At 64.5% G+C, this 24,923-nt stretch carries 21 protein-coding genes; 3 read left to right on the top strand and 18 right to left on the bottom strand.

The features are described 5' to 3' along the window. Positions 1-953: 953 nt before the first annotated feature. From wecB to JFC09_RS04570, 8 genes are all read right to left on the bottom strand, one after another. A complete protein-coding gene (gene wecB / locus JFC09_RS04605) occupies positions 954-2,093 on the bottom strand; it encodes a non-hydrolyzing UDP-N-acetylglucosamine 2-epimerase (RefSeq protein WP_198392844.1) in 1,140 nt (379 codons plus the stop codon). Positions 2,094-2,100: 7 nt separating this feature from the next. After that, positions 2,101-2,964 (bottom strand): DUF6270 domain-containing protein, encoded by an 864-nt coding sequence (locus JFC09_RS04600; protein WP_269770464.1) that lies wholly within the window; start codon positions 2,962-2,964, stop codon positions 2,101-2,103. Between the two features lies 1 nt (position 2,965). Next, the gene (locus tag JFC09_RS04595; protein ID WP_198392842.1) at positions 2,966-4,015 is read right to left on the bottom strand and encodes an ABC transporter ATP-binding protein; all 1,050 of its coding nucleotides are present in this window, start codon (positions 4,013-4,015) and stop codon (positions 2,966-2,968) included. Continuing rightward, entirely contained in the window at positions 3,999-4,886 is an 888-nt protein-coding gene (locus JFC09_RS04590; protein WP_198392841.1) for an ABC transporter permease, read from the bottom strand. The genes JFC09_RS04595 and JFC09_RS04590 overlap by 17 nt, the downstream gene beginning before the upstream one ends. After that, positions 4,883-6,502 (bottom strand): glycosyltransferase, encoded by a 1,620-nt coding sequence (locus JFC09_RS04585; protein WP_198392840.1) that lies wholly within the window; start codon positions 6,500-6,502, stop codon positions 4,883-4,885. Before JFC09_RS04585 ends, JFC09_RS04590 begins: the two co-directional genes overlap by 4 nt. Positions 6,503-6,627: 125 nt before the next feature. Further along, on the bottom strand, positions 6,628-7,857 hold the full coding sequence (locus tag JFC09_RS04580; protein ID WP_198392839.1) for a glycosyltransferase family 4 protein: 1,230 nt from the start codon (positions 7,855-7,857) through the stop codon (positions 6,628-6,630). Next, positions 7,854-8,891 carry an MraY family glycosyltransferase gene (locus JFC09_RS04575; protein ID WP_198392838.1) on the bottom strand — a complete coding sequence of 346 codons (1,038 nt, stop codon included), beginning with the start codon at positions 8,889-8,891 and terminating at the stop codon, positions 7,854-7,856. Before JFC09_RS04575 ends, JFC09_RS04580 begins: the two co-directional genes overlap by 4 nt. Positions 8,892-8,896: 5 nt before the next feature. Next, on the bottom strand, positions 8,897-10,933 hold the full coding sequence (locus JFC09_RS04570) for a polysaccharide biosynthesis protein (protein WP_198392837.1): 2,037 nt from the start codon (positions 10,931-10,933) through the stop codon (positions 8,897-8,899). Between the two features lie 142 nt (positions 10,934-11,075). Here JFC09_RS04570 and JFC09_RS04565 point away from each other — a divergent pair, with 142 nt between their 5' ends. Both JFC09_RS04565 and wecC read left to right on the top strand, forming a co-directional pair. Then, a complete protein-coding gene (locus JFC09_RS04565; protein ID WP_332839651.1) occupies positions 11,076-12,956 on the top strand; it encodes a glycosyltransferase family protein in 1,881 nt (626 codons plus the stop codon). Positions 12,957-12,994: 38 nt separating this feature from the next. Further along, positions 12,995-14,266: a UDP-N-acetyl-D-mannosamine dehydrogenase gene (gene wecC, locus JFC09_RS04560; protein ID WP_198392836.1), complete on the top strand. Its 1,272-nt coding sequence runs from the start codon at positions 12,995-12,997 to the stop codon at positions 14,264-14,266. A gap of 99 nt (positions 14,267-14,365) precedes the next feature. Here the strand turns inward: wecC and JFC09_RS04555 are convergent, their stop codons facing one another. The 10 genes from JFC09_RS04555 to JFC09_RS04510 all read right to left on the bottom strand — a co-directional run bounded on the left by JFC09_RS04555 (position 14,366) and on the right by JFC09_RS04510 (position 24,058). Next, positions 14,366-15,883, bottom strand: coding sequence for a glycoside hydrolase 5 family protein (locus JFC09_RS04555; RefSeq protein WP_232483242.1), 1,518 nt, complete (start codon positions 15,881-15,883; stop codon positions 14,366-14,368). A 114-nt stretch (positions 15,884-15,997) separates the two neighbouring features. Beyond that, complete coding sequence (locus tag JFC09_RS04550; protein WP_332839650.1) at positions 15,998-16,759, bottom strand: peptidyl-tRNA hydrolase; 762 nt, start codon at positions 16,757-16,759, stop codon at positions 15,998-16,000. Beyond that, complete coding sequence (locus JFC09_RS04545; RefSeq protein ID WP_198392835.1) at positions 16,756-17,235, bottom strand: SufE family protein; 480 nt, start codon at positions 17,233-17,235, stop codon at positions 16,756-16,758. Before JFC09_RS04545 ends, JFC09_RS04550 begins: the two co-directional genes overlap by 4 nt. Beyond that, the gene (locus tag JFC09_RS04540; protein ID WP_198392834.1) at positions 17,232-18,155 is read right to left on the bottom strand and encodes a sulfurtransferase; all 924 of its coding nucleotides are present in this window, start codon (positions 18,153-18,155) and stop codon (positions 17,232-17,234) included. Before JFC09_RS04540 ends, JFC09_RS04545 begins: the two co-directional genes overlap by 4 nt. 242 nt (positions 18,156-18,397) lie before the next feature. Next, positions 18,398-19,756 (bottom strand): TRAP transporter large permease, encoded by a 1,359-nt coding sequence (locus JFC09_RS04535; protein ID WP_198392833.1) that lies wholly within the window; start codon positions 19,754-19,756, stop codon positions 18,398-18,400. After that, entirely contained in the window at positions 19,753-20,361 is a 609-nt protein-coding gene (locus JFC09_RS04530) for a TRAP transporter small permease subunit (RefSeq protein ID WP_198392832.1), read from the bottom strand. Before JFC09_RS04530 ends, JFC09_RS04535 begins: the two co-directional genes overlap by 4 nt. Beyond that, positions 20,358-21,431, bottom strand: coding sequence for a TRAP transporter substrate-binding protein DctP (dctP, locus tag JFC09_RS04525; protein WP_332839649.1), 1,074 nt, complete (start codon positions 21,429-21,431; stop codon positions 20,358-20,360). Before dctP ends, JFC09_RS04530 begins: the two co-directional genes overlap by 4 nt. A 328-nt stretch (positions 21,432-21,759) precedes the next feature. Beyond that, positions 21,760-22,539 carry an alpha/beta fold hydrolase gene (locus JFC09_RS04520; protein WP_198392830.1) on the bottom strand — a complete coding sequence of 260 codons (780 nt, stop codon included), beginning with the start codon at positions 22,537-22,539 and terminating at the stop codon, positions 21,760-21,762. Beyond that, a complete protein-coding gene (locus JFC09_RS04515) occupies positions 22,536-23,213 on the bottom strand; it encodes an SDR family oxidoreductase (protein ID WP_198392829.1) in 678 nt (225 codons plus the stop codon). The genes JFC09_RS04520 and JFC09_RS04515 overlap by 4 nt, the downstream gene beginning before the upstream one ends. Positions 23,214-23,308: 95 nt before the next feature. Then, the gene (locus JFC09_RS04510; RefSeq protein ID WP_198392828.1) at positions 23,309-24,058 is read right to left on the bottom strand and encodes a class I SAM-dependent methyltransferase; all 750 of its coding nucleotides are present in this window, start codon (positions 24,056-24,058) and stop codon (positions 23,309-23,311) included. A 222-nt stretch (positions 24,059-24,280) separates the two neighbouring features. On the opposite strand from JFC09_RS04510, the gene JFC09_RS04505 reads away from it, so the two are divergent. Then, entirely contained in the window at positions 24,281-24,913 is a 633-nt protein-coding gene (locus tag JFC09_RS04505) for a mismatch-specific DNA-glycosylase (protein ID WP_198392827.1), read from the top strand. Positions 24,914-24,923 lie beyond the last annotated feature (10 nt).

Below are 24,923 nucleotides of genomic sequence, written 5' to 3'. Positions count from 1 at the left end.
TACCGCCGTTACTGGCCCCGATCGTTTCTTTGTACGCCTATATTGTCGTCCTACCTGAGTAGCAGGTCCTTGCTTTGAATCGTGGTTCACGGACTCATCGGCGCCGGCGAAGAGGTTGAGCCTGTTTTTTTGGGGCACTGACGAGGTGGCCATGCTGGCCGCATGGTCCCGTTTCTGTGCAAGGTGAATACCGCTTCCGGTGCGATAGCTGTGCAGATAGTAGAGAAGTATCGGGTGTGCGCAGGATCGTCGAGCGCCTCTGATCTGCCCATACCGAAGCGTATCTCGCATCCCTCCTGCGGAAAGGCTAGGAAAAGGTCGGCCCCGAACAACCTGACTTGACGCAGTGCTCTTGGGTTTAGAGGGCACTGCGTCAAGTCAGGTCACAGCTTTGGCGGTGGCCCGGTACATCCAGAACGAGTCCGGCGAGAGCCTGAAGCGAGTCGTGGAGGTGCTACAGCCGCTGCGGCTAGTATCCGTTTGAGCTGGCACTCAAGAGCTCGTCGCGAAGTCGCAGCTCCCGGCTGAGGCAGGAGCGGTTCTGAAGGCTTTGGGGCACTAAACCTTTGCACCTCAGGCCAAACGCAGAGCCGCCGACGCGCTGGCGTACTTCGACCAAACCGGGAGGAGTAACGGGTAGACCGAGGCCATAGACGGCCGACTCGAGCGCCTCCAGGACACGCCGCTGGGCTTTCGCATCCTGAGCTCCTAACCACCCGAGCGTTATTAGACAACCGAGGCTTCGGACCACTTTTACCCCGTTTTCAGGATGAGGCGCTTAAACAATACCGCCGATGAAGCTTCTTTCTGTGACCGACAGACTCCCGATACACTTACGCTCCATTGGGCAGGCTTTTTCGGCGTTTCAGTACTACGTCCCGTGCTGGCTGCTCCTACTCGCGCAGCACTTTTCTCGCAGTAACTTTCCCGGAATCCAGATACTTGCGATATTTCTACCGCTTACTCACTAGGGCGCGGATCGCGTCAATAGCGTACTCTGCGGCATATCCATCACCATAGGGGTTTACTGCATTAGCCATACGCGCATACTCTAACGGGTCGTCTAGCAGCTGACTGACTCTATCTACAATGCGCTTCTCGTTAGTCCCGATCAGCTCAACCGCTCCCGCCTCCACAGCCTCAGGACGCTCGGTATTCTCTCGTAGCACGAGCACTGGCTTACCCAAGCTAGGAGCCTCTTCTTGAATTCCACCAGAGTCAGTGAGCACGATGTCAGAACGCGCTATAAGGTGAGCGAACTCCGTATAAGCCACCGGCTCGATTGTTAGAACATTCGGAAGGCCGTCAAACATTGGTTTGATGGCTCTCCTAATCTGCGGATTCTTGTGTGCTGGCCAAACGGTGACAAGATCGGGATATCGTATAGATAGGTTTCGAACGGCCCTACCCACACTTTCCATGTTTGAGCCTAAATTTTCTCGCCGATGTGTCGTCAGCAGCAACACACGGGTGTCGCTATTGGTGAGGCTCAACAGCATTGGGTCAGTAAACTTTGCGCGCCTTCCTGCGGCCCACTTAAGAGAATCAATAACTGTGTTTCCAGTCACCACAACATCGCGCGCATCAATTCCCTCCCGGAGAAGGTTATCCATTGACTTATTTGTGGGAGCCAAATGCAAGGAGGCAAGTTGGGAAACTATACGTCTGTTGGCTTCCTCGGGAAAAGGCGACTGGATGTCGCCGCTTCTCAGCCCAGCCTCAAGATGGATCACTGGAAGTTTCCGATTGAAGGCGGCTATCGCGGCAGCGGATACGGTGGTGGTGTCTCCCTGTACGAGCACCGCATCAGGGTTGGTTGCAGCGTAGAGTTCATCCATTCCGGATATAACCCTCGAAGAAATCTGATTCAGAGTCTGCCCGGGGGACATAACATTCAAATCAAAATCCGGGATGATCTCGAAATCGGCGTTCACCTGGTCGAGCATTTCACGGTGCTGCGCAGTTACTACCGTGCTCACATCCAGATCTGTTGCCGCGGTCAATCCGCGGACGACCGGCGCGACTTTTATTGCCTCCGGTCGCGTGCCGTAAACGACCATAATCACCGGATTATGTTTGTATTTTTCAGGCATCGTCGGCTTAACCCTTCACAAAACGTCGTATGTCCTCGGCAATTGAGACATAGTCTTCTGCACGGTAGTGGTAAGGGCCGATGCCCCACCGATGAGCGAAGTCCATTCTCACCGAATCGGGTTTCCGTTCAACCACATTATCCACTCTCTCGGCTGCATGCCGCACGTATCTACGAGAGTCCCGGTTTGCTTGTCGGGAGATCAAAGAGAGGGTCTCGGCTCGAGAGGACACCGGCGAAATAAACCTTCTGACGGATTTGGCTAACGGCTCGCCTCGCGTTATCGCTCGCGACATTTCTCGTACCCCGCGCCACATTCGTCGTCCAACATTTCCCGCGATTGACCGCGCTCCGCGTGCAACAGGTCGACCATCAAACGCTTCAGCCCACGCTATATCCAGAAGCATGACAGGAGCACCCTTCGATCTGGCGCGCTTTATTACTGCGTCAAAGCCTTGTTTCCACAGTTCGAAGTGCTCGTTCGACCCGAAATCGATCAGCCGACCTCCCTTTTTTGGGCCCCACGTGTCTATACCAGTCTTATACGCTTCAACTGAATTTGTGAGGAACCTGTTGCCGGGGAACCGCCACACTCCTCGACGCTCGTCGATGAGGTCCACCAGGACCAAAGCGGGGACCGATGTCTCTAGTCGCTCAGCAACATCGGCGTTTTGGTCTCCAGTGATCATCCTCCTTTGAAAGTTCGAGTCAAGCAGCTCAAGCGGTACATCGAGTGTGGCAGCTGGTCCCAGAGTGACGATCGCTGACTGTCGAGCTATGTACTCTCCAACGGTCACATCAGGCATGTGCTCAAGGGTATCCCTGCTGACACAGGAACCCCAGATATCTATACGGGGCGAGTCCGTCGGCATTTCAACGCTCCCGACTCGTGGCTGAGCGTGGCTGGCCGTGCACGCTCACCTCAGAGATCACGGGCAGAATGTCGGTCTCTACAAAACCTGGCTTCCCGCTAGGTGTAGGCGTGGGCCCTGGCCAGACCGCGGCTGGCCTGTATCCGTTTGTGTACCGGTTTCGGGCAGCGTGACGCGGGCTCTTCCGTTCGAAGGCAGGGTCTTCAACTACACGGACTTCCTGCATCGACCCTTCATCAACGGCCTGAGTCAACAGCTTGTTCGCGACCTCGGTCTCACCCTTCGCAACGTTCCAGGACCACCAGCGATACTTCTCCGCTACGGTTTCAGCATCGCCGTCCATGATGATGCGTCCAGCGTGCATCCAGATGGCCCGCGTACAGAGTTCTTGGATGACTTTTGCCGCGTGGTTCACCAGGAAGACGGTCCCGGCTTCAGCAAGCATGGCGTCCATCGCCTCCTCGCTCCGCTGAGCGAACGTGGCATCGCCAGTCGACAGCGCCTCGTCGATCAAAAGGATCTTCGGTCGTGCCGCCACCGCGATCGCAAACCGCAAACGCGACGCCATACCTGACGAATACCCGCCCATCGGGCGGTTGATGGCGTCGCCCAGGGCGGAGAGCCGCACCACCTCTTCATGGACGGATGCAGCTTGACGAGGTGACATGCCCATTGCGAGGCATCCGAGCCGCACATTCGCGGACCCGGACAACGCGGGCTGGAGAGCCGCGTTGACTCCTAGAAGAGTGGGTTGCCGGCGGGCGAGAATCCGTCCATTGTCGGGACGTTCGACACCGGCGATGAGTCTCAGCAGGGTGGATTTGCCTGATCCGTTGGCTCCGATGACACCGACGAACTCCCCCTGGCGCGCGACAAGAGAAACACCCCGCAGTGCCTCGACCTTCTCGCGTTTTCCGAAGAGACGATTGCGCGCTCTGACGGCGAGTCCACGGCCGCCGGGCGCGGACGTGCGAACCGTGTAGCTCATGCTGACGTCCTCGACTACCACTGCGGGTCCACCGATCTGGGGGCGCTCAGGCTGCTCGCCCATAGGACTCCTCCCCTCGGTAGAAGAAGAGGAACCCGAAGATCACGAAGACGAACGCCCAGCCTACGGCCAGCAGCCACATCCAGACAGGTGAATCCACTCCGTAGAGCAGCGCGTCGCGGTATAGATGGAGGTACGAGTACATCGGGTTCATCTTCATAACCGTCTGCAATGCCGGATGATCAACGAACCTGTCGATGGAGAAGAACACTCCGGAGGCGTACAGCCAGAACCGGGCGAGCACATTCACAAGGTTGGAGATATCCGGAAGGATGTGCCCCAAGCGGGCAAGGAAGAAGGCACACCCCAACGCGAAGAGCGTCTGGCAGATGAATGCAGGCACGATGAGAATCACGCGCCACGTAATATTTTCTGCCGGCGGCAGCACAGCGAGGACCGCGATGAGCACCGCAAACGTCGGGACGAAGTTGAGAACTTCGCGCACGACAACCGTGAGCGGAAGCGCCGCCCTGGGGAAAGCGAAGGCACGGATCATAGGCCGACCGTTACGTATCGCTTGGGTTCCACCGGTGACGCAGCGCATCGATAGCTGGAAGAAGAACACCCCTATCACCAAGTAGCCGACGAAGTTCTCGATCCCACGAGATGTCTGCAGGATCACTCCGAACACCACGTAGAAGCCCAGACCGTTGAGCAGCGGGTTCAGGATCAGCCACCCGTATCCCAGCAGATTTCTGTTCGCAGTCCCCGCAATCTTCGACCGGGATTCTGCGAGGACGAAGTGGCGTCTCTTCCACAGCTGTTCGATGTATGTGCCAAGAGGAAGCCTGCTCCCCACCGGGCCAAGAGCCCACGAAGGCACTGAGACTGCGTTCCTGGCCGTCTCCGGATCGAACGTGTGCGTCGTGCTCATCGACTCACCATCCTCACGTCGGCTCCGATTTCTTCGTACATCCGCCCGTAGGACTCCCCGACACTCGTCCACGTCCGGTTCTCCTCCACCCACCGGCGGGCAAACTCCCCCAGTCGCTTCCGTTCATCAGGATCTTCTGCAAGACCAATCAGCGCTCCGGACAGTTCCTCGGCAGATTCGGGCCGCACCAGACGCCGCGAGTCCGCTGGCAAAGCCTCGGCGAGTGCCGGTAGATCGCTCAGCACGACCGCGCGTCCCAAACCGCCGGCTTCCGCAGGCTTCAGCGGAGTGATCTTACGGCACACGGCGACGTCTTTCCGCGGGACGACGAACACGTCGAGGCCGCGAACGTACGTCTGCGCGAGTTCTGGCCGCACGCGCCCCGTGAAGACCGCAGAGTCTCCAAGGTCTGCAGCTCGCTGGCGCAGGTGCGGCAGATCGACACCGTCCCCGACCACAAGGAGCCTGATGTCCACACCCGATGTCCGCGCCGCGCGGACAGCATCGACCAGCACGTCGAGACCCTCATAACCGACGACAGAGGCGGCCGTACCGACCCAGATGCCCCGAGCCGGCAGACCCAATTCCGCTCGCACGGCAGATGCCGGAGCCTGCCAATCGGCCGCGAGGACCTCTGAACCCACAGAGTTCGGAGCCACGACGATCCTCTCGCGATCCACTCCCCGCTCGACAAGTTCAGCTGCCATTGTGTGCCCCAGTGTGACAACTGCGTCAGCACTGCGGGCCACTTCCGCTTCTCGTGCACGGAAGAGCTGGAACCTCTCACTGTTGCGCGCATCCTGCTCCATCCCACCTCGTGCGGAGGCCCATGTGTCCTCGAGCGAGCCGCGCACCTCGTACACCCACGGAAGTTCCAGGTCCCGGGCGACGCTCCGGGCGACAAGACCGTTCGTGAAGTGTGTGGTCGTATGGAGCACTGCTGCGCCAGAGGCTTCAGCAGCACGCCGCAAGAAACTCGCCTGCTGGTCGAGGCGTGCCGCGGGTGTCCGTCCAAGCGATGCAGGAACGTCGTACAGGTACGGGATCCCGTCCACCGTCGCTCGATCACATCGCACTGCTCTGCCGACAGCAGTGGGGTAGCCGGTCCTATTAGTTGCGAGCACGCCGAGCCCTGCATCGCGCACCGCGGTGAGGACCGCGTGGCTGCGCAGCGTGTACCCGGACTGAGTGACGGGAAGAGAGTTCGTGAGGGCGAAGAGGACGGAAGCCTTCGGGACTGACCGCGGCGTGGGAACCGCGCCGTTCCCCGCGGTCGACGGATCCCATTCGGGCCGGAAGACCGCGAGCTCCGAGGACAGCCTCGTGCGCATCGCGCTGGGAGGCGCAGCCGCCACCGCTTCCGACATCCGTCCTTCGTGCCACAGGATCCGCGATGAGAGCCGTGCACCTGCGGTGGTACCTGCGAGCGCGTTGGCACGCATTCGAGCGGTACCGGGATCACCCATGCTGACGGCGAGTTCGCCCAGGAAACGCGCCTGCCACCCTCGTGCAGGGCGCGCGACCGCGAAGTCCGCTGCGCTCGCCACGTCGCCCTTCAGCCACGCGGAAGACGCTTCGGCGGCCGGTCCGGGAACTCTGCGGAGCGCCGCGCTCATCAGTCGGGATGCGCGAGGCGGAAGCCGCCGGAACACCTGCATTCCGAAGTGCACGGGGTCGTCCGAAACGTGTCCTGCGACCACTCGCAACAGCGCGGATGCCTGACGCAGCAGAATCGGCGCCCTCACGACGTCACGTCCTGAAGCAATCGCAGGTACGTTCGGGCCGCAGACTGCGGCGAGGCGTGAGTTCTCAACCATTCCACGGGGCGCTCACCGACTGCCGTCGATTCCGGGTCGTCCCGCAATTCCACGAACATGCGCCGGATGTCATCGATGTCGCCGGGTGCAGACACCGCGCCGGCCTGTGCGTCGTGAACGATCTGTGCGGCTTCGCCTGCAATCACACCGGAGACATGCACCCTGCGGGCCATGATGGAGACCAGCTTCGAGGGGATCGTGAGAGTGAAGGACGGGACATCGGCAAGACTCACAAGACCTGTATGTGCCCACTCCCAATGGTCTTCGAGCGCAATGCCCGTCGTCTGCGGATAGAACTCGACGCGGTCGGTGAGACCCAACGCGAGTTCGCGCAGATCGTGCCAGTGCGCTCCCGCACCCACCACGCGCAATCGCACACCGGGAACATCCGCGACCGCACGGATCGCGGTCTCGAGTCCTTGTGAACGCCCCACCGTTCCGACGTAGAGAACGTGAAGGTCGCCATGCTGCCGTCGTTGCGTCCGGCGAGGAGTGAGACGCGGTGCGTCGCTCGTGTTGCGTACTACGGTCACGGGCGGCATAGCGCGCTCACGCAACTGGTCAGCAAAGGACTCGGTCGTCGCGACCAGGGCGTCCGACCGCCGGAGTGCTCCGTTGAAGAGCGCCGGCAGGACACGGGTCTCGAGCGTTCGTGAGACGGCCGACGGGAGCATCCCTCGCGTCCCGCGCTCCACGAGCGCGGTGTCCGCGATGAGATCTGGCCACACGTCCCGGATCTCGGTGACAAGTGGTACGCGCAGGAGTCCCGCGACGGATGCCGCGGTGAAGGGCATCGGAAGCCCCGGTGTCGTGGCGACGATGACATCTGGACGAGCGCGTCGCATCGCCGCAGCGGCCCCCACCATGAACGCAGAGGACACTGTTTGATCCACCAGTTGTCCCGGCACGCTGCCGGATGATCGCAGATATGGCACCCGGAGGATCCTCTCGCCGAACGCTCCGTCGCTCCACCGCCAGACTGCCGGTCGTCTGATCCCCAATTCGCCCCGCTTGCGGTAGGGATAATGCGGGACGGGAGCGCAGACCGCGACATCGTGTCCGGCATCAGCGAACGCACCGACGAGTGTTCTCCACCGCCGCTGGGGAGCGCCTATCTCCGGGGCGTAGTAGTGGGTGAGTACAAGGATCCTCATGTGGTCGCCCGCGCCTTCTCGCTCATCACGGACGGCAGGATGAAATACACGGCGAGGACACACGTCCACGTGCTCACAGCGACCGCGTGGCTCACGGACGGTTCAACGCCGAAGAGGCTGGGCAGCGCCCCCGCGATGCACAGCACGGACGCCATGAGATGCAGCGCGGACACCCGCTCGTGCGTGAGACCGGTCGCGTGCAGCCGCTGGTACACGTGGCTGCGGTGAGCGAGGAAGATGTTCTCACCGCGGAACGCTCGACGAGCGAGGGTCAGGAGCACGTCTGAGAGCGGCACGATGAAGGGCGCCAGCAACGCCGTCGCGGGGACTCCCGCACTCCAGAGCACCCAGACCGCGACCACGAGGAGCCCACCGATCGCATAGCTTCCGACGTCGCCCAGGAAGGACCGCGCAGGGCCGATGTTGAGAGGCAGGAATCCCAGGAGCGCCGCACCGAAGACGAACAGTGGTGCAGCCGCGCCGATGTCGTCGACGAGGAGGCTGAGTACTCCCAGCCAGACTGCGGTGGCCGCACCCCACATCGTCACGAGGGTGTTGAGGCCGTCCATGAAGTTCGTCCCGTTGACGACGAGGACGATGCACACGACGATCGCTGCCGCTGCCAGGAACCCGCCATCGGTGATGAGAAGGATCACGGCCGCGAACCCGGATGCCAGAACTGCCTGGACGACGAGGCGCTTCACCGCGGACAGCGAGTTGAGGTCGTCGACGAAACCCACGATCCCGAAGACGAACGCCGCAGCGACGGGAAGGATCACGCGGACCCCATCACCTGCGTCAGGCCAACGGTCACCTGCCCCGACCAGCTGGGACGCGACGACGGCAGTGAGCAGACCCGCCACCAGGCCCGTGAGCACTCCGATGCCTCCGCCGCGGGCGACCGGCTTCTCGTGCGACGAGCGTTCACTGGGTGTGTCCAGCACACCACCGCGCTGCAGCAGCGGGATCACCGCGAATCGTGTGGATCCGTATGCCACGAGCGCAGCGAAGAGACAGGAGACCACGAGGCTCACGCTATTCATTCCTGCCCTTCGGGGTGGAAGTCGCCGAGGATGGACGTGAGTGTGAGCGGCGCTGTTGCGGGGGCCGAAGACGGCCGCGCAGGGGCGTCCCCACTCCTCCTCGTGAGTGCGTTCCGTCCAAGCCCCGGAGGGGCTGTTTGCACTGCTTTCCTCAGAGTGCTGGTGAGTTCGTCATTGCGTCTATGGCCGGAGATGCGGGCGCTCGCGATGAGGCCGCGAACCTGCGCGAGGGAGGCGGGCGGGACCGCCACCTGGGAGATGAGGTGGTGCTTCGGCCGCTGGTCCTGTTCGCCGACTGCAAGCCGGGTCTCCTCGAGCTTCTCCCCCTCACGCAATCCCGTGTAGCGGATCGTGATGTCGTCCCGACCGCTCAACGTGATCACACGACGAGCGAGGTCCTCGATCGCAACGGGTTCCCCCATGTCGAGGACGAGAGTCTCGCCCGGATTCCCGATCGCGCCGGCCTGCAGCACCAGTTCGCATGCTTCGTCCGCTGACATGAAGAACCGTTTGACCCCCGGCGCCGTGATGGTGAGGGGGCCTCCTGCCTGCGCCTGGGAGACGAATGTGCCGAGGACCGACCCGCGCGAACCCAGAACGTTGCCGAACCGCACCGACATGTACGCAAAGCCTGTGTCTGCGGCGACTGCCGCCACTGCACGTTCGGTTGTGTACTTCGAAGCGCCCAGAACCGATGTGGGGTCTGCGGCTTTGTCCGTGGAGATGTGTACGAACTGCGGCACCCGGTTCTCGACTGCAGCATCCAACAGGCTCATGCTTGCACCGACGTTCGTCATGATCGCCTCGTCGGGGAAGCGCTCAAGGAACGTCAGATGTTTGAGCGCTGCCGCGTGGAAGATGATGTCCGGCTGCACGCTCGCCACGAGCGAACGCACGAAGCCCGCGTCACGCAGATCACCGAGCACGAGGTTCTCACTGGTGAGCATCGCAGAACCTTCGAGGACGAGCTGCGTCGAATGCAGGCCCGACTCATCGCGGTCCGTCATCACGACGCGGCCCGGGGAGAAGCGCACCAGCTGCTTGCACAGGTGTGAGCCGATCGATCCCCCGGCACCGGTGACGAGGATCGTCTTGCCGCGCAGGTATCCCGCGATGGCGTCGACGTCCGTCGAGATCGGCCGGCGCCCTATGAGGTCGTCGATCTCGATGGGGCGGAAGGAGGCGGGGCGGGTCGCGATCGTGGATCCTCCGTATGCGCCTCGCTCCCGAAGGTCGTAGACATCGAGCTCAGGAAGGACCTTGATCTCGACTCCGGCCTCTTGCGTGACATCGATCACCGTGTCAAGGACAGCGGGTGACAGTTCGCGGATCGCGATGAGGACGACATCGACAGGTCGCTCCTCGAGGACCCGGCCGAGGTCGGCGAGGCGTCCGAGCACGCGAATCCCCTGCACTCGCAGGAAGTTCTTCTCCGGATCGTCGTCGAGGAACCCGACGGCTACGTGCTCGGCCTGAGGATCGTCGGTGATGAGGCGGAAAGCAGTGAGGCCGTGAGCCCCGGCGCCGAGGATGAGCGCGCGTTTACTCCGGCCTCTCTGCGTTCGGCGCAGCGCGCGCATGCGTCCGCGGAGCCACGCCGCCATGCCGATCACGACGATTGCGAGCGCGGAGGCAGTGAGCGGCACACTCAACGGCACGAGTGGAGCGATCACTGCGTTCGCCGCATAGATGAGCCCGCTCACGACGGCGAAGACTCCGCCGATCGCGATGAATTCGTCCCCCGACACCCTCCAGAACTGGTCCCGGTACACCACGAGGGGCCCCATACCGACGCACACGATGAGACCCAGCAGCGAACACACTGCGATGCCGGTGAAGTTCGGCTCCGACAGTGAGAAGTCATAGCGGACGAGAGCCGCGATCCACAGGCAGACGGCGAATGCGAGCCCGATGCCGAAGGAACGGAGCAGTGCGCCTAGGAGAACGCCGCTCGATCTGCGGTCGGTTCGGTGGGGAGCCGCAGCCCCCCTCGTCGCCGATTCGTTGTCCTCCGTGACGGGAACACCTTCCATCCGCCGGCGCGACCGCCGTTCACTGTCTGTTCGGTGTGAGTATAGTTAAAGTATTCTCGTTATCTGAAATATAGCTCGTACCCGGCATTCGAGCGCGCCTTCTCTGGACGCTCGTGCTCCACCGCACTCGATTGGGGACTCAGTGACTCTGGCGCGCCGCTTCCTGCGCGATGCCCGCACCGGCTTCTGGCATCTTCGCACCGGAGGACCAGCGCAGCTCCAGCAGTGGCGACAGCGCAGGCGGGTCGGTCGATCGAATCCACCGGCCGTCGTCGACGGCCCTCTCCTCGCCCGCTACCCGGCCCCGGTGATCGGTGACCGCACGCCAGTGTTCCCGAACATCCGCGCCGGTGTGATCCTCGACGACTTCTCGCGCCTCGCCTTCACCTACGAATGGGATGCCATCCCACTGTCCCGGACGGCGTGGCGAGAGCAGCTCGACGACCTCGACCTCGTCTTCGTCGAATCCGCGTGGAACGGCAACGGAGGGCAGTGGGCCTATCAGCTCACCGGTGAGAGCGGCGTCAAGGACGACGTGAAGGAGCTCCTCTCGACGTGCCGTGCACGGGGGATCCCGACGGTCTTCTGGAACAAGGAGGATCCACCGCACTTCGATGACTTCCTTGAGGCAGCAGGCCTGTTCGACTGGGTGTTCACGAGCGACAGCAGACTCATCGACTCATACCGCAAGGCATTGGGGCACGACCGCGTGAAGACACTGTCATTCGCGGCACAGCCCGCGGTGCACAACCCTGCGCGCAGCTCCGGGCCTCGCACCGAATCCGGTGTCGCGTTCGCCGGCATGTACTTCGCACACAAGTACCCGGAACGCAGGGAGCAGATGCAGTGGCTGCTGGGAGGCGCTGCCGATGCCGCCGCGAAGACCGGTGATCGGTTCGTGGTCTTCTCCCGACAGCACGGGGGTGATGCTCGATATCAATTCCCCGATGATTTGTCGTCGCACGTCATCGGTTCGCTCCCCTACGACCGCATGCCCACTGCCTACAAGGACTTCGGGGCGTTCCTCAACGTCAATTCCGTCGTCGATTCACCCAGCATGTGCGCGCGCAGGATCTTCGAGATCAGTGCGAGCGGTACTCCTGTCGTGAGCGCTCCCAGCGAGGCGACGCGCCGGTTCTTCCGTACCGACGAGGTCTTCCAGCCCTCGACTCGGCAGGAGACGGCGGACGTCGTCCGGGCCCTGCTGCGGAGTCCGGAACTTCGCGATCGATCAGTCCACCTGGCACAGCGCACGATCTGGCGCGAACACACCTATACGCATCGCGCGATGGAGGTCATGGACGCGCTTGGCCTCGCCCACGGGGATCCGACCATTCGCAGCTGTTCTGCGATCGTGTCGACCAACCGCCCCCAGCAGCTCGACCACGTGCTCGAGACCGTGGGTTCGCAACGCGCCGTTCCCCTGCAGCTCGTCCTCGTCACGCACGGGCACACCGTCGATCAGGACCTGCTGCGCGACCGCGCCCGCCGATCCGGTGTCGAGGACGTCGTCCTCCTGGAAGCTGATTCCTCCCTGTCTCTGGGCGCGTGCCTCAACCTCGCTATCGACGCGGCCGACGGAGACGTCCTCGCGAAGATCGACGACGATGACCTCTACGGGCCGCAGTACCTCGCCGACCAGATCTCCGCCCTGCGCTACGCGGGAACGGACATCGTCGGGAAGCAGGCCCACTACATGCACCTCACGGCATCGGGCGCAGTGCTCCTGCGTTTCCCGGAGCGCGAACACAAGTACACGGATTTCGTCATGGGCCCCACAATGGTCGGCTCTCGTGACGTCTTCCGGTCGATCCGCTTCGAAGACGTCACTCGGGGCGAGGACTCTGCGTTTCAGAGGGCAGCCGTCGCTGCGGGAGCGACACTCTATTCGTCCGACCGCTTCAACTTCGTCCAGGTGCGTTCCGCGACCGGCGCCCATACGTGGAGTGTCGAGGAATCGGAGCTCTTGGGCACCGGTGTCGTGCACGGGTACGGACTCGCTCCCGAGCACCACTTCTTCTGATCCACGCACCAGCACCACAGCACGAGGAGTCACCTTCCATGTCACCACTGCAGATGCCGTCCGTTGCGGTGATCGGACTGGGGTACATCGGCCTGCCGACGGCCGCTGTGCTCGCGAGCGCAGGCGCGAAAGTCGTCGGGGTCGACGTCAAACAGAGCACCGTCGACGCCGTCAACGCCGGTGAGCTGCCGTTCGTCGAACCCGATCTCGGAACGGTGCTCGCGGGTGCGGTCAGCATGGGGACACTCGTCGCTACGACGGTCGTCCCCCGCTCAGACGCCTACATCATCGCGGTACCGACCCCCTTCGGGGAGTCTCACGTGCCGGATCTCTCCCATGTGACGACGGCGGCGCGCGACATCGCCGCGCGCCTCGAAGGAGGCGAACTCGTCATCCTCGAGTCGACGTCTCCCCCAGGAGCCACCGAGCTGGTCGCCCGCACGGTCCTCGATGAGCGCGCGGATCTCACGGACGAACCCGGCAGGCCGAACTCCGTCTACTTCGCCCACTGTCCCGAAAGAGTCCTGCCGGGCCGGATCATCATCGAGCTGCGGACGAACGACCGCATCATCGGTTCGCTCAACGGCGACGCAGGTGAGCGCGCGCGTGACCTGTACCAGCTCTTCTGCGAGGGCGAGATGCTGCTCACCGACGCTCGGACCGCCGAACTGGCGAAGCTCACGGAGAACGCCTACCGCGACGTGAACATCGCGTTCGCGAACGAGCTGTCCGTCATCGCCGATCAGCTCGACGTCGATGTCTGGGAGCTCATCGAGCTGTCCAACCACCACCCTCGCGTCAACATCCTCCAGCCAGGCCCCGGCGTGGGTGGTCATTGCATCGCCGTCGACCCGTGGTTCATCGTCTCTGCAGCTCCCGAATCGTCGCGCATGATCCGCAGCGCGCGAGAGATCAACGATGCGAAGCCGCAGTACGTGCTCGACAAAGTAGTGCCACGTGCACGCCGATACAAGGAACCACGGATCGCGGTACTGGGCCTCGCTTTCAAGCCGGATATCGACGATCTGCGGGAGAGCCCCGCCATGCTCATTGCGGACCGGCTCGCCGGCCTCGTCCCCGAAGGGGACATCATGGCGGTCGAACCCCACATCGAAGAGCTTCCGCACGTACTCGCAGCCCACGGAAATGTCCGGCTCACACACTTCGAAGACGCGATGCGCGCAGCGGACATCGTCCTGCTATTGGTCGATCATACGATCTTCAAGAACGCAGATCCCTCGACGCTCACAGAGGGTGTCATCGTTGACACCCGCGGTGCGTGGCGCGCCGTACCAGCCGCCACCCCCTGACCATCAGGCCTCCTGATGATCAGGCCTCCTGGTGATCAGGCGACCTGACGACTGGCCCAGAGGGCCCTATCCAGGGAGCGTCACCGGCTCCTTCTGAGATCACTCCCGCTCGGCTCCGTCTCGCTCGAAGACGAGAACGGTGGCGGAGCTCGCATCCAGGTCGAAAGAGATCTCTTCATCCTCACCAGTAGGTGCAGTTCGCGCCGACGAGTGCGGAAGCTTGTCCGGCAGCGGCGTCTCCGGCTGGAAGCGGCGCTCGCTCACGTCGGTGAGCGTCTCAGCGGATACCTGTGCAGCAGTCACTGCGGAATACCCGTCCGGGACCTGCAGTTCGAGGGGCGTGGCGTCGATGCTCGCCGCGTCCGCACTGTTCACGAGGGTCACGACCAGGCGATCTGCATCGTCCTGAGTGACCGCATAGACGCGGAGGCCGTCCGATGACGACTCCGTGTGGACGAACGCACCCTCCGTACTCATCGCGGCGAGACGCAACGCCGCATGATTGCCACGCCCCACGATCTCCGGCGAATCTTCGCCCTGCGCACAGACGACAGACATCGGAGCACCGCCCTCGCAGGGTCCCAGCATGGAGTGCATTGCAAGACGCTCCACCCCCAGCTGCGCCGCCTGAAGCGTGAAGTCGACAGTCCAGAGGGACTTCGCCTGTGTGCGGGACGTGTCATTGGTGCCAGGGCAGCTCGTGGGACCCGTCTCCTCCAGCCAGAGGGGCAGCCCGTATTCGCGCGCTGCGTCAGAGCCGATACCGATCATCTCTTCAGCGCTGTCGCGCACGAGCGGCTCCACGAGGTTCTGTGCTCGCGGTCCACGCCCGGGGGTGGCGTGTGACTCGCAGTCATAGAGCGGGTACCAGTGCTGACTGATCGCAGCGCGGTTCGGCACGTCCGCGTCTGCGAACGCGCGCATCCATGTGGCGTCGTACGCGTCCGGTCCCGCGATCGGGAGTCCCGGCGCCGCTTCATCGATCGCCGCCGCGTATTCCTCCAGCTCCTCCGTATAGGCCTGCGGGTCCCATGCGTCGTCACGAAGCCGTCGGTTGGGGTCGCCGTCGACCGTGTAGCCGTTGGGCTCGTTTCCGACGGCTACCGCCACGAGGTCGTCTCCCAGGATGCGCTGCGCATGGGCGGCCATGTCCGCAGCCCGTTCAGGGTCGAAATCACCCAGAGGCAGACCGAGTGTCACCGAGGCACCGGTAGCATCCGTCAACTTCTTGAGACGCTCAAGGTCACCTGGGCCCACGACGACAGAATCCCCGCGTGGGGCCGGCTCTCCCGACGACGTCCAGAAGAGGTTGCGGTCGAGCCGGTTCCCGCCGAACCTCAGCGCGGGTGATCCGAGCTCCGCAAGCCGTTGCGCGAACGTCGAAGCCGAAGGATCGAGTCGGGGATCCGCAAGGTCGGTGGACTCGAGTGAGAGACCCACATTCTGGGGCACGACGTCAGCTCCGGTCTCCTCGGCTTCCACCGTGACGGACACGGGCTCGGCCAGCTCCGTATGTGCGCCCAGGTCTTGTGTGAAAACCGTCGGAGTGGGCTCCGGCGTGGGCGTCCCTGCGGAATCCGCTGACCGATCGGTGCACCCCGTGACGAGGAGGAGCATGACACTCACGGCTGCGGCCCATAAGGCGCGAGTCCTGAGAGAACGAGCCGCGGTGCGGTCACTCACCTGGCAGCTCCGCGTCTGCACCACGAAGTTTCGGATCACGGTGGCAGCTCACCACCGCGCTCGCACGGTCTCAGTCGGACCATCGACTTCCGTGAACCCTGCGTCGACGACCTGGACCGGTGCTGTGCCGCCGTCCCACGCATCCTTCGCTGCTGTCTCGACGCGCACGCGGAATCCGTCCTCCCGCCATGTGTCACGCTTCTCTTGAGGCATCTGCTCGTACGCCAGCTGCGCCGCGTGACCGCACTGAGCAGCCGCCTTCCCTGTGCTCAAGTCGACGTGAGGTGACAGCTCGATCCGGACCACCGGGTCGACGGTGAAGCTCTCTCCGTCACCCCCGTCCGCAGACAAGGGGAACTCCGTCCCTCCCACCTGGAGCTTCTTCAGCTCACGCGGCAGCGGCTGGACGGGGCCGGGCGGGAGCACGAGCACATCCGCATCGCCGAAACCGTCGTGGCCCGGATGTTCGACGTGCACGCACTCCAGTACTGCGGCGTCTTCGAACTGCTTGCCGTCACCCCGCCGCACCACCTTGCGGATGGCGCCATCCCGCCAAAACTCCACGTCGTCGTACCAGGAGCCGCCGGGCTGGGAGCGGGGGTCGTCGAGGAAGACGGCGACGGCCTCGGCGACGGTCTCCAGCACGTCCACGTGCCGGGCGATGTCCGCCTTGGACCGCCTGACCACGATCGGCAGCGCCCACGGGACGTCGTGATCCCGTTCGTGCCGCCGCATGCGCATGACAGCGGGGCCGTCGATATCGACGGCCCCGCCCTGCACAGCGTCGTTCTGCGCTGCGTCGTCACTCACGCCGGGCTGCCGGACTTCTCGACGACCTGACGCTGGATACGGGCGAGCATCCCGGACATCCCGTTGAGACGCAGGGGGCTCACCGCCTTCGTGAGCGACAGCCGCAGCGGGAAGTCCGCAGGCACCGCGAGCACCTCACCCACCGTGCGTCCGTCCAGACCCTCCTGGAGGATGCCGGCGAACCCACGGGTGGTGGGCGCCTCCTTCGGTGCGGAGAAGAACAGGTGCACCGTCCCCGCCTTGAGATCCGCAGCGTCCGGTTCGACTTCGACGACCAGGAAGATGGGCGACTGGCACTCCGGCACCGGCTCCAGCAGCTCCGGATGATCCGCGTAGCGCTCCGGCAGCTCCGGCAGCTCGTCGCTGAACTCCAGGAGGATCTCCAGCAGCTCGTTCTCCGCAGCCGCCGCGAAATCGTCCGCGATCTCCTGCAGACCGCCGGGCAGCGGCGCGTCCTCATTCACAGCATCACTCATGCGCTGGGTGCCTCCCCCGGTTCCGTGCCGGTGGCGATCGGGACACGCACGACGTTGCCCCATTCCGTCCACGACCCGTCGTAGTTCTTCACGCTGTCGAAGCCCAGCAGGTGCTCGAGCACGAACCAGGTGTGCGACGACCGCTCACCGATCCGGCAGTACGCGATGATGTCGCCGCCCGGCGTCAGGCCCAGGTCGTCGAGATACAGCTTCTTCAGCTCATCAGCGGACCGGAAGGTGCCGTCGTCGTTCGCGGCCTTCGCCCACGGCACCGACTGCGCGGTGGGGATGTGGCCGCCCCGCAGAGCGCCCTCCTCCGGGTACGCCGGCATGTGAGTGCGCTCCCCGGTGAACTCCTCCGTGCTGCGCACGTCGATGAGCGGGATCTCTCCGATCGCGTCGCGGACCTCCGGCAGGAACGCGCGGATGCGGGAGTCGTCGCGTGAGACGACCGGGTAGTCCGTCGCTGTGGGTGTGGGCTTCTCACGCGTGTACTCGCGGCCCTCCGCCTCCCACTTCTGACGGCCACCGTCCATGAGGCGCACGTCCTCGTGACCGAACAGGGTGAACACCCACATCGCGTAGGCCGCCCACCAGTTCGACTTGTCGCCGTAGACCACCAGCGTGTCCTCGCGGGAGATCCCCTTGGCGCTCATGAGCTGCGCGAAACCCTCACCGTCGACGTAGTCGCGGGTCACCGGGTCGTTGAGCTCCGTGTGCCAGTCGATCTTCACCGCACCCGGGATGTGGCCCGCTTCGTAGAGGAGGACGTCCTCATCGCTTTCCACGATGACGACGCCCGGGGTGTCCAGATTGTCCGCCACCCACTGCGTGCTCACGATGCGGTCCGGCCGCGCGTACTCCTGGAACTTCGGGTCCAGGGTGTCCGCGGGAATGCGGGCTGCGGTGCTGTCTGTCACGGTGCCTCCGTAGATGTTCGGCGGGAGTGTGGTCTGCAGTGTCTGCTGGGTCTGCCTGCGGCTGCGTCTTCAGCTTCAACCATACGGAGCGGGCGGTCTATTCCGCAGTGTGCTCCGTCACGTGGCGTAGCTTCGAGTATGCAGGCACGTCAACGCTCTGTGCCGACCGCACACGCAGGCTGACGCGGAGCCACGGAGAAGCCCCGGGCGCCCATGAGCTCGTACCCTCTTCGCCTTCCCGCCTATCCGTTGTACAGCGCGTCCGGCAGCCACATGATGATCTGCGGGAACACTGAGAACAGTGCGATCGCCAGGCCCAGCACCACGATGTAGGGCAGTGAGCCACGCAGGATCTCCGTCAGCCTCACGTGTGGGGCGATGCCCTTGAGGACGAAGAGGTTCAGTCCGACGGGCGGAGTGATCAGCCCCATCTCCATGTTGATGGTCATGATGATGCCGAACCAGATCGGGTCGAACCCCAGCTCGAGTATGAGCGGCAAGAGGATCGGCGTGACCATGACGATGATGGACACCGGCGGCAGGAACAGGCCCATGACCAGCAGCACGACGTTGATGAGGATGAGCACGATCCACCGGTTGACCTCAAGATCCGTGATCGTGCCCGCCAACTCCTGCGGCACCTCCAGATAGCTGAGAACCGTGGCGATCACAGCGGAGAAGGCTGTGATCATGAGGATCATCGATGACTGTGACACCGACGACCGCAGCACCCCCAGCAGTGCGGTCACATCGTGTTCGCGGTAGAACACGATGACGAGCACAGCAACAAGCAGCACACCGATCGCAGCGGCCTCGCTGGGCGTCGCGATCCCCCGGTACAGCACGGTGAGCACCGCCGCGATCAGAGCGATGAACGGCAGGATCCTCACCAGCGTCGAGAAGCGTTCGCCCCAGGTCCACACACGGCCCTCCGCACCCACCGTGCCGATCGTGTGGGAGGCTTCGCCCGGTTCTGCGTCCGAGTCGAGTCGTCTCTGCTCCCGGCTCACAGCGATGTAGATCCAGATGCAGAACATCACCATGATGACGAGCCCGGGGATGATGCCGCCCGCGAACAGCTGCCCGATGGACTGCTCTGCGGCGATGCCGTACAGGATCAAGGTGACACTGGGCGGGATGAGGATGCCCAGAGTGCCGCCGGCGGCCACGGCACCGGTGGCGATCCTGCTGGAATAGCCTCGCTTCTCCATCTCCGGTACAGCGACACGACCGATCGCCGCAGCGGTGGCCGGGGATGAACCCGTCATCGCCGCGAACACGGTCGAGGCGGCCACCGAACTCATCGCCAGGCCGCCCCGGATACGGGACAGCCACGCCTCCCCTGCGATGAAGAGCTGCTGGGAGGCTTTCGACCCGCCGAACATGTTGCCCATGAGGACGAACAGAGGGATGGCAAGCAGCCCGAAGTCGTTGAGGGAGTCGAACACCATCTTGCCGAAGAGGTCCGAGTGCTCCGGGCCGAGGAAGATCAGGATCGCAGTCAGCGCAGTGATCGCGAGCCCGAAAGCGATGGGCATCCCCGTGGCGAAGAGGACCAGCGCGATTGCGATGATGAAGCCGCCTTGGGCGAGCGGGCTCATGGACGGTCCTCCTGCGCGTTCGAGGCAGCCTGTTCAGTGACGAGCTGCTGGACTTCTGCCGATTCTCCTGTGGCCCCCAGCAGTGTCACGTGAACGGGGTCGAGCCGGCCGAACAGGGCGAGCAGGACCTCGATGAGTTCCGCGACGTACTGGAAGAACACCAGGGCCATTCCGAGTGGCAGGAATGCGTACGGCACCCACAGGGGCGGGCCCCACGCGCTGGCAGAATGGGTGTCGAGCGCGTAGGCCTGGAACCACATGTTCCATCCGGTCCATCCCACGACAGCGACGACTGCGAGCACCAGCACGACCGTCACGACGTGCAGCACCAGGCGTCCGCGCAGCGGCAGTGCTTCCGGCAGCAGATCGACACCCACGTGAGCGTTGTGCCGCACCCCGTACGCGGCGCCCACGAAGGCGACACAGATGAGCAGGTAGATCGTCGTCTCCGTCTGCCAGGTCGTCGGTGCCTTGAGCACGTATCGGACGAACACTCCCCACCCCGTCACGAACGTCGCGACGACGAGAGCAGCGGCCGCGACCAGTCCCGCGATCTCCGACAGGCGATCGGCCACCCGGCAGATGAGCGGCTTCTGTTCCGTCATTTGCCGTGTCCGTTCTTCTGGGCGAGATCCATGAGCTCTCCTCCACCTGGGACGTTTTCGCGGTATGCGTCCCACTGATCGCGGGCAAGCGGAAGCCACTGCTCGAACGCCGCGTCATCCATCTGCACGACGTCGACACCGGCGTCGGCGAAGATCGTCTCCACGCGCGCATCATCCGCTTCCGAGTCGGAGTAGGCGCGCTCCTGCAGTTCGTCTGCGACCTGCTGGACCGCCTCCTGCTGCTCCGCACACATCTGCTCGTATGCTCCGACGGTGAGGACCAGCGGCTCGTACATGAACCAGAACGTGTTCTGTGTGGGAGACACGTACGAGGTGACGAGCTCTTCGAGTCGATACGACGCGAACGAGCTCGCGGATGTCACGGCCGCGTCGAGCACTCCCGTCTGCATGGCGGAGTAGATCTCCGAACTGGGCAGGCTCGTGATCCCTGCCCCTGCGTCCTGCAGCATGTATTCGACATACGCCCCCGCGGCGCGCATCGTCGCGCCCTGGGGGACGTCATCGGGGGTGAGGATCGGTTCCGACTGCGCACCGATGCCACCGGCGTTCCACACGTGCACCAGGCGGACGAGCTCGTTGTCCAGCATCGAGCGGTCGAGAGCCTCACCGATCTCCGACTCATCCCACGCGCGTGCCTCGTCGTGGCTGCGCACAAGACCGGGCATGAGACTGATCGACCATTCGGGCACGTGGCCTGCGGCGTAGTCGAGCGGCATCACGGCGCCGTCGATCGAACCGGCGAGCATCGCGTCGTACTGGTCATTCGGCTTCGACAGAGTGGAATTGGCGAAGACCTTGATGTTGACTTCCCCGTCGGTCGCCTCGGACACGCGCTCGGAGAAGTCTTCCGCCAGCTGTGAGCGGAAGTCGCTGTCCTCCCCGCGCGCTGCAGGCCACTGGTGTGACAGCCGCAGGCTCTGGCTGGTGCAGGTATCAGCGGCAGCGATGCTGCCGTCGCCGCTCGCCTCGCTGCGGCCGAAGCCCGGGGCACAGCTCGTTGCGACGAGGACAGAGCACAGCGCTGCCGCGAAGACTACGGACTTGCGCACCAAGGGCATCTCCTTTGAAGCCGGCCGCCTGACGTTCTCCTCCCGCTTCGCGCACATCGGTGAGCGACCTGCGTGGAGTACAGGACAAAGGTTTCCCAGCAGGCTATCAAAGCTGTCCAGAGGGTGTGCCCCGGGACCAGAGAACACCCGTGACCCGCAGGAATGGCCGTTTCTCACGGCCGTCGCGTCTCAGCGGGTCAATGGTCCGGTGCGCCACACGAGCGCAGGGGATGTTGCGGTCGAATTCAGTCCGTCATGTGAAGTATCCGTGGTAGATCGCCGTGCGCGGATCCGCCGCCCTGCTGAGGACGCGCTCACCCGTTCGACGTCATCTCGTGAGGAACCAGCGGAGGATCGTGGCGAACTCCTCCGGCTTCTCCGAATGCACCCAGTGACCGGCACCCTTCACGGTGATCTGGCGGACCTTCGGGAAGAACCCCCGCATCACGGGTTCCGCCTCCTCCGTGATGTACGGCGACTTCGATCCGCCCACCCACAGGGTGGGCCCGTCGAACTCCGAACCTGCCAGGTCCGGGAAGTCGCCGATCGCCGGCAGCTCCGCGTGCAGCAGGTCGAGGTTCGGCTGCCACGCGTAGCCGCCGGCCTTGGGCCTCAGATTCTGCAGGAGGAAGAGCCGCGTGCCCGTGTTCGGGATGGGATCCTGCAGCGCTTCGTCCGCGTCCCTCCGCGATGTCAGCGCCTCGAGGTCCAGAGCCTTGAGGGATCCCAGCAAGTGCTCGAACTCCCCGCCGTTGTCGGAGGCGACCGGCGAGATGTCGACGACGATGAGACGGTCGACCAGATCCGGGTGCCGCAGCGCCAGCACCATCGCGGTCTTCCCGCCCATCGAGTGACCGATGACGTCGACGGGACCGTCCTGTGCCGCGCCGGCACGCAGCGTGTCTGCGACGGCATCGGCCATCTCGATGTAGGAGAAGTGCTCCGTCCACGCGGAGTCGCCGTGGTTCGGCAGGTCCACGAGCGTGCTCGTGTGCGTGTCCGCGATCGCCTTCGCCGCAGTCGTGAAGTTCTTGCCGCGGCCGAACAGCCCGTGGAGGAAGACGGCCCGCGCGGGCCCCTCCCCCACTTCCTTCGTCACGAGAGTCACTTGATCGCCTCGCTGAGCGGGGTCTCACCGTCGTAGAAGTTCACCGTCTGGCGGCTGGCAGCACCCGCGGCCAGGACGTGGGCGATCGCGACGGCGACGTTGTCGCGGCTGGTGACGGCCGCCTCGGCGGCGAGGTCCGGGACACGGCCCGCTTCGTCCGCGATGACGACCTTCTCCGTCGCCGGTTCAGAAGTGAGCTTGCCCGGACCCAGGATCGTGTAGTCGAGCTTCGTGGAGCGCAGGTGCTCGTCCGCGTCGTGCTTCGCCTTCGCGTAGGGGAAGAAGGAGCTGTCCGGGTCGAGCGTGTCCACGTCCACCAGCGCGCGGGAGTAGGAGACCATGACGAACCGGTTGACGCCCGCCTGCTCCGCGGCGTCCATCGCGCGGACCGCGCCCTTGTGGTCGACGGCGTCCGTGCGTGCCGGGTTGCCGCCGCCCGCACCTGCGGAGAACACGACGGCCTCCGCACCGGCGAACGCCTGCGCGAGGTCGTCGACGCTCGCGTCCTCGAGGCTCAGTTCGACCGGGTTCGCCCCGGTGGCGCGGATGTCGTCGGCCTGGTCCGGGTTGCGGATGACCCCGTCGACCGCGAAGCCCGCGGTGACCAGCCGGGGGGTCGCGAGCTGCGCGATCTTCCCGTGCGCTCCGATGATGACGACCTTCTTCTCAGTCATGCCGATGCCTCCTTCGGGGACGAATGTCCCGTGCGTCGATTCAGTGCGTCCAGATCAGCCCGGGGTCGCGGTGCGCGTCCGGGCCTCCGTCTGGGTCAACGCACGTCAGCGGTGGGTATTCCGCGACGACGCATGAGGACGATGGTGTCGTCCAGCTGCGCCGGAGTGCCGTCCGGGGCGGTGACGTCGCGTGTGGCCACCTCGGCGCGGACGGTCTCCCACGTCTGCGCATCCAGCGCGAGCGTCGCCAGTTCGTCCTCCGGGGACGGGAAGTCCGCCGGCCCGTGCTGGTGGTCCTCCCCCATCTTCATCTGCTCGGCCGCCCACGCCGGTGGCGCCGCATGGGAGGTCACCAGCAGGTGCCCGCCGGGTGCCACGAGCTCCGCCGCGTGCCGGAGGATGTGCTGCCGGTCCAGCGCCACCGGCGACTGGAAGAAGCTCGCGGTCACCAGGTCGAAAGGACCCTTGAGAAGCTTGGGTCGGTTCTTCTCCCCCAGGACGCCGAGGTCGTCGCGGACGAACGCCGCCCGGCCCTCCCCCAGCCCCGCCGCCTCAGCTGCAGCACGTGCGCGGATGATCGCGGCCTGCGAGATGTCCACGCCCACGGCCGTCCACCCGTTCTGGGCGAGCCAGAGGACGTCGCCGCCCTCCCCGCAGCCCAGGTCGAGGACGCTGCCCGGCATGAGGCCCGATGCGGTGTCCGCGAGAACCGCGTTCACCCTCCCGGACCACACGGGGCCGTCACCGTAGTGGGACTCCCAGAACGCTGTCGGGTCCTGGGGCACCTCTTCTGCCGAACCGCCTGCAGCGGTGTGGTCGTGTGTGTGCTCGCCGTCGGTGCTCATTTCCCCAGGCTAGCCCTCACCGGCCGTGAGCGCGCGGAAGTCGGGCGCTCACTGTCCGGCGAGTCTGCGCGGGTGGCATGAGTGAGGGCTCGAGTGAGATGACAGACGAGGCTCACACGGAGCTAGAGGGGCATTCGTGGGTGCCGATCGCGAGGCCTTCAGCGAGGCGGCAAGGCTCCCTGTCTCACGGGCGGATCGTCCTCGTCCGATACAGTGCGGAGCGTGACACGACGACGCCCCTCACCACTTGCCGGCAGGAAGCCCACCAAGGACGATCTGGCCCGCGTCGACACAACCGCCCCTGACGGAGTCGACGACGTGCTCCCCCACGACCCTGACGACAGGCTCCGCCTGCTCATCGTGGGGGTGAACCCCGGACTGTGGACCGCAGCAGTGAACGCGCCGTTCGCCCGTCCCGGCAACCGGTTCTGGCCTTCCCTGCACCGCGCGGGTCTCACCGACCACCAGATCGACGCCTCGCTGGGGCTCACGCTTGAGGACGAGGAACATCTGCTGAACCGTGGCATCGGCATCACGAATCTCACCGGCCGACCCACCGTCCGGGCGGATCAGCTGACCCGGGAAGAGCTCACGGTCGCCGGGCGGCGTCTGGTGGACCGAGCGGACGAGCTGCGCCCCGGTGCGATCGCGATCGCCGGCATCACCGCATACCGCACCGCGTTCGGCCTGCCGAAGGCTGCGCTGGGACCGCAGGACCCGGCGACGGTTCCCGGCTGGCCCACGGATGTCCCCCTATGGGTCGTGCCGCAGCCCAGCGGGCTGAACGCACACGAGAACATCGACACGCTCGCCGCGAAATGGCGGGCCGTGTGGGAGATCGCCGGCAAGCACTGAGTGCGCCAGT

The sequence above is a fragment of the Brevibacterium yomogidense genome (assembly GCF_016107685.1).
Classification (GTDB): Bacteria; Actinomycetota; Actinomycetes; order Actinomycetales; family Brevibacteriaceae; genus Brevibacterium; species Brevibacterium yomogidense.
This window is presented reverse-complemented; position numbering and strand designations above follow the sequence as displayed.